A 5,000-nucleotide genomic window follows, 5' to 3' on the forward strand; every position below is an offset into this window, starting at 1 on the left:
GGGAAAGGATGTGGAGTTGCACAGACAACCAGGATGTTGGCTTAGAAGCAGCCATCATTTAAAGAGTGCGTAATAGCTCACTGGTCGAGTGACTCTGCGCCGAAAATGTAACGGGGCTAAACGTATCGCCGAAGCTATGGCTTGCATCTATGATGCATGGGTAGGGGAGCGTTGTGTATCGGGTTGAAGGTAGACCGGAAGGACTGCTGGACTATACACAAGTGAGAATGCCGGTATGAGTAACGAAAAGACATGTGAGAATCATGTCCGCCGAAAGCCTAAGGGTTCCTGGGGAAGGCTCGTCCGCCCAGGGGAAGTCGGGACCTAAGGCGAGGCCGAAAGGCGTAGTCGAAGGACAACAGGTTGAAATTCCTGTACCACCGTAAGCCGTTATGAGCAATGGGGGGACGCAGAAGGATAGGGACGCGAGCTGATGGATGCTCGTCCAAGCAGTGAGGCCGGTCAGTAGGCAAATCCGCTGACCATAAGGCTGGGCTGTGACGGGGAGGGAAATTTACAGTACCGAAGGTCTTGATTTCATGCTGCCAAGAAAAGCCTCTAGCCAGGTGAAGGTGCCCGTACCGCAAACCGACACAGGTAGGCGAGAAGAGAATTCTAAGGCGCGCGGAAGAACTCTCGTTAAGGAACTCGGCAAAATGACCCCGTAACTTCGGGAGAAGGGGTGCCTCGGTAGGGTGAATAGCCCGAGGGGGCCGCAGTGAAAAGGCCCAAGCGACTGTTTAGCAAAAACACAGGTCTGTGCGAAGCCGCAAGGCGAAGTATACGGGCTGACGCCTGCCCGGTGCTGGAAGGTTAAGGGGAGTGGTTAGCCGCAAGGCGAAGCTATGAACCGAAGCCCCAGTAAACGGCGGCCGTAACTATAACGGTCCTAAGGTAGCGAAATTCCTTGTCAGGTAAATTCTGACCCGCACGAATGGCGTAACGACTTGGGCGCTGTCTCAACGAGAGATCCGGTGAAATTTTAATACCTGTGAAGATGCAGGTTACCCGCGACAAGACGGAAAGACCCCATGGAGCTTTACTGCAGCTTGATATTGGACTTTGGTACGGTCTGTACAGGATAGGTGGGAGCCTGCGAAGCCGGTGCGCCAGCATCGGTGGAGGCATCGTTGGGATACCACCCTGATCGTATCGGAGTTCTAACCTGGGACCGTAATCCGGTTCGGGGACAGTGTCAGGTGGGCAGTTTGACTGGGGCGGTCGCCTCCTAAAGAGTAACGGAGGCGCCCCAAGGTTCCCTCAGAATGGTTGGAAATCATTCGAAGAGTGCAAAGGCAGAAGGGAGCTTGACTGCGAGACCTACAAGTCGAGCAGGGACGAAAGTCGGGCTTAGTGATCCGGTGGTACCGCATGGAAGGGCCATCGCTCAACGGATAAAAGCTACCCTGGGGATAACAGGCTTATCTCCCCCAAGAGTCCACATCGACGGGGAGGTTTGGCACCTCGATGTCGGCTCATCGCATCCTGGGGCTGAAGTAGGTCCCAAGGGTTGGGCTGTTCGCCCATTAAAGCGGTACGCGAGCTGGGTTCAGAACGTCGTGAGACAGTTCGGTCCCTATCTGTCGCGGGCGTAGGAAATTTGAGAGGAGCTGTCCTTAGTACGAGAGGACCGGGATGGACGTACCGCTGGTGTACCAGTTGTCTCGCCAGAGGCATGGCTGGGTAGCTACGTACGGAAGGGATAAGCGCTGAAAGCATCTAAGCGTGAAGCCCCCCTCAAGATGAGATTTCCCAATTTAGTAAGACCCCTTGAAGACGACGAGGTAGATAGGTTCGGGGTGGAAGCACAGCAATGTGTGGAGCTGACGAATACTAATCGGTCGAGGGCTTATCCTAATAACAATGATTCTAGAGCAAATGAAACTTTCGCGTTCAGTTTTCAAGGCGCAAACCTTGAATATCTGTTTGGTGACGATAGCGGAGGGGTTCCACGCGTACCCATCCCGAACACGACCGTTAAGCCCTCCAGCGCCGATGGTACTTGGACCGCAGGGTCCTGGGAGAGTAGGACGTTGCCAAGCAAGCGAATAGCCCACTTCCTCAAATGAGGTGAGTGGGCTATTTATTGTCCACATTCTATTCAAAGTGTTCATGATTCAGGGGATAATTCAAATAGACGATCGAAAAGTTATCTACATGTGAATTACTTTTCTAAAGATTCCATTTTGTGAAGAAAAAAACTTGTTATCGTTTTGCTTCCACTTATTTGAGAGTGAATATATGGAGCATTTCATACATATTTGTAAAAAAAGCCTTGCATTTCGTCTTTAATGAAGACGTCATGCGAGGCTTTTTTAATAACGGTATATCAGGATTGTTTGCGCAAGATTCGAATGACTTGACTTGTATCCGCCAAATATCGAATCGTCTCATCGTGCTGGGTGGAGGCGTAAGCAAAGAATAGCGTGTCCACTGCAAGCAATTGAGCAAGACGTGAACTGGTCGCAGCACTGCGAAACACCGCTTCCGGCGCGTGAGCAACATTTAGCATGTAGGTGGCGTTAGTGCTTAGTTCATGCTCACCGTATCGGGATATACCGACAGTAACGAAGTCGTATTCATTCGCGAGTTTAACGGATTGGACGACCTCTTTCGTCTTTCCACTGTACGACACTCCGATGAAGACGGAGCCTGGAGGGGCATTGGCGATATTAACGGCCAGTACATGTTGATCGTGAAAAGCAAAGGCCATTTTGCCTAGACGCATCCACTTCTGTGCAATGTCTTCTGCTACAACCAAGGAGGCGCCTATCCCGTACGTATAAATGGCAGGTGCCTGGGCCATCGCAGCTGCGATTTGATTCACCATTTCACTATCCAGTGCTTCAGCTGTATCTTGAAGAGCCTGAATGCTGTTGGACATGGTCTTTTTTATAATGGAATCGGTCGTATCACTGGGGTCGAAATCATAATAAGTAGGGCGTTCATGTTTAGCCATATCAAGAGAAAGACGAACCTTAAGCTGTGGGAAGCCCCCGACCTGCAAGGAGTTGCAAAATCGAACGACAGAAGCGCCACTGGTCTCCGCCTTTTCGGCGAGATCATGAATGCTAATATTCGCAACCTCTTCTGGATGCTCTAATATGTAGCGTGCTACTTTTTGCTCAGACTGTGACAGACTATCGTACAAAGCTTGAATTTGTGTCAAGATACTTCCCATCATAACAAAAGCCCCCTGAATGTATTTCAGATTATGAAGAAAATAGGACATCTATGGAGATTATGCTCCAAGATGCCCTATATATCCGAGAGTTATTCGGTATCTTTATTATGCTCTAATAGAAGTTCTTTTGTAAAGCCGAAGAAGTAGGTCAGCAGGAAGCCTGCAATATAGGAAGCGACAAGACCAAGCAAGTAACCGACGATTGAAGCACCGATGCCAAGTGGCCCTGTTACAAGCGGTACAAGAACTAAGCCGGAAGGTCCAATAGCCATGGAGCCGATAAAGTTGCTTGACATCGCATACAACCCGAGCACTGCACCACCGAAGCCACCACCGATACAAGCTGTGATAAACGGACGGCCTAATGGCAAGGATACGCCGTAGATCAAAGGCTCACCAATCCCTAAGAAACCGACAGGCAGAACCCCTTTAATCAGATTGCGCATTCTTTTGTTATGCTTCAATTTCATATAGATAGCAATCGCTGCACCGACTTGACCCGCGCCGGCCATAGCCAGGATAGGAAGAAGCGCGGTGTAACCGAACTGCGTAATCAATTCCGCATGAATCGGAATCAAAGCTTGATGTAATCCAAACATAACAAGCGGCAAGAAGGATGTTGCGAGTACGAACCCGGACAATGGTCCGCCATGCCCAAGGAGCCATGTTGTTGCCGTTCCGATTGCCTGTGAGATGGCACCAGCAAGCGGCATGAATACAAAGATCGTGATTAATCCTACGACTAGCAGGGCGATTGTTGGCGTTACGATAATATCAATAGCAGCTGGGACACGTTTGCGCACCCATTTTTCAATATAAGAAATCAAGACTGCAGCGAATATCGCACCGATAATACCGCCTTGACCCGGATTCAACGTAATTTCCCCAATTAGCGGATAGGTATACGAAATATTCGCAACGCTTGGAGCGATAATAATTGCGGAGACCGCACCACCTAATGAAGGGGTTCCTCCGAATTCCTTAGCAGCATTCACGCCGGCGAATACGGTTAGATACAGGAAAAAGGCGGAACCGATTACACTGACGATCGGCTGTAACGTGACCATCCATTCTGGTGAGAAGCCTGTCTTCATCAAGTTGGCCATAAGACCTGCAATACCATTAATAAGACCGGCACCGACGAGAGCAGGAATCATTGGAATGAAGATATTCCCTATCTTTCGCAGGAAGTTTTTAAATGGCGTATTGTTTTTCTTCTTAAGATCGGCCTTAATATCCTGACCTTTTGCTTGCGTGTTAGCTGGCATAGGAGCTGCTGCCGTTTCCGAACCTTCACCTGACTCAATAATGGAAGCAAGCTCGTCTGCTACTTTCTTTACGGTTCCTGGGCCGAGGACGATTTGATACGTTTCATCGTCAACTATACCCATTACACCTTTGGTGCTTTTGATTCTTGCTTCATTAATAATGCTTCGATCCACGAGGTTAATCCGAAGGCGAGTAATACAGTTCGTAAAGTTATTAATGTTTGAAGCCCCGCCGACAGCATCGAGAATCTCTTTTGCAAGTGCACGATGTTGATTCATGGTGTTTCCCTCCTAGTCATTAAACATCTTGTTGTGGAGTACAATCGAGCCGTGCTTATGCTGCAATTCCTATCACCCTGACTCGTGATGGGTTCATCAGGCGCACATGTGATATGACAGCGTAACGCATTATTTTATGGCTTGGCGTACGAAGCCTTGAGACTGTTCTAGCTTCTGAAGTGTTTCTTCATACGTCAATCCTGTCAAAATCATGACGATGGCGGCTTTTGGTTTATTGTCCGCTAGTTCGAGATACTTCTCTGCTGTTG

Annotated in this window: 3 protein-coding genes and 2 rRNA genes (2 of these 5 running past the window's edge); 2 read left to right on the plus strand and 3 right to left on the minus strand. The window is 49.1% G+C overall.

The window, feature by feature from the left end:
* A 23S ribosomal RNA gene (locus JSQ80_RS14500) occupies positions 1-1,857 on the plus strand (it extends 1,070 nt beyond the left edge of the window).
* A 68-nt stretch (positions 1,858-1,925) separates the two neighbouring features.
* Positions 1,926-2,042 (plus strand): 5S ribosomal RNA (rrf, locus tag JSQ80_RS14505).
* A 287-nt stretch (positions 2,043-2,329) separates the two neighbouring features.
* Here the strand turns inward: rrf and JSQ80_RS14510 are convergent.
* The 3 genes from JSQ80_RS14510 to murQ form a co-directional block, all read right to left on the minus strand.
* Positions 2,330-3,184, minus strand: a complete 855-nt coding sequence (locus JSQ80_RS14510) for a MurR/RpiR family transcriptional regulator (RefSeq protein WP_206095773.1) — start codon at positions 3,182-3,184, stop codon at positions 2,330-2,332.
* A gap of 89 nt (positions 3,185-3,273) precedes the next feature.
* Entirely contained in the window at positions 3,274-4,731 is a 1,458-nt protein-coding gene (locus JSQ80_RS14515) for a PTS transporter subunit EIIC (protein ID WP_206095774.1), read from the minus strand.
* Between the two features lie 129 nt (positions 4,732-4,860).
* A protein-coding gene (gene murQ / locus JSQ80_RS14520) for an N-acetylmuramic acid 6-phosphate etherase (RefSeq protein WP_206095775.1) crosses the window boundary here: on the minus strand, positions 4,861-5,000 show its 3' portion. Its footprint extends 748 nt past the window's final position; the window shows 140 of its 888 coding nt (coding positions 749-888); the start codon falls outside the window, past its right edge — the gene reads right to left on this strand; its stop codon occupies positions 4,861-4,863.

Source organism: Paenibacillus apiarius (assembly GCF_017052585.1).
Taxonomy (GTDB): Bacteria; Bacillota; Bacilli; order Paenibacillales; family Paenibacillaceae; genus Paenibacillus_B; species Paenibacillus_B apiarius.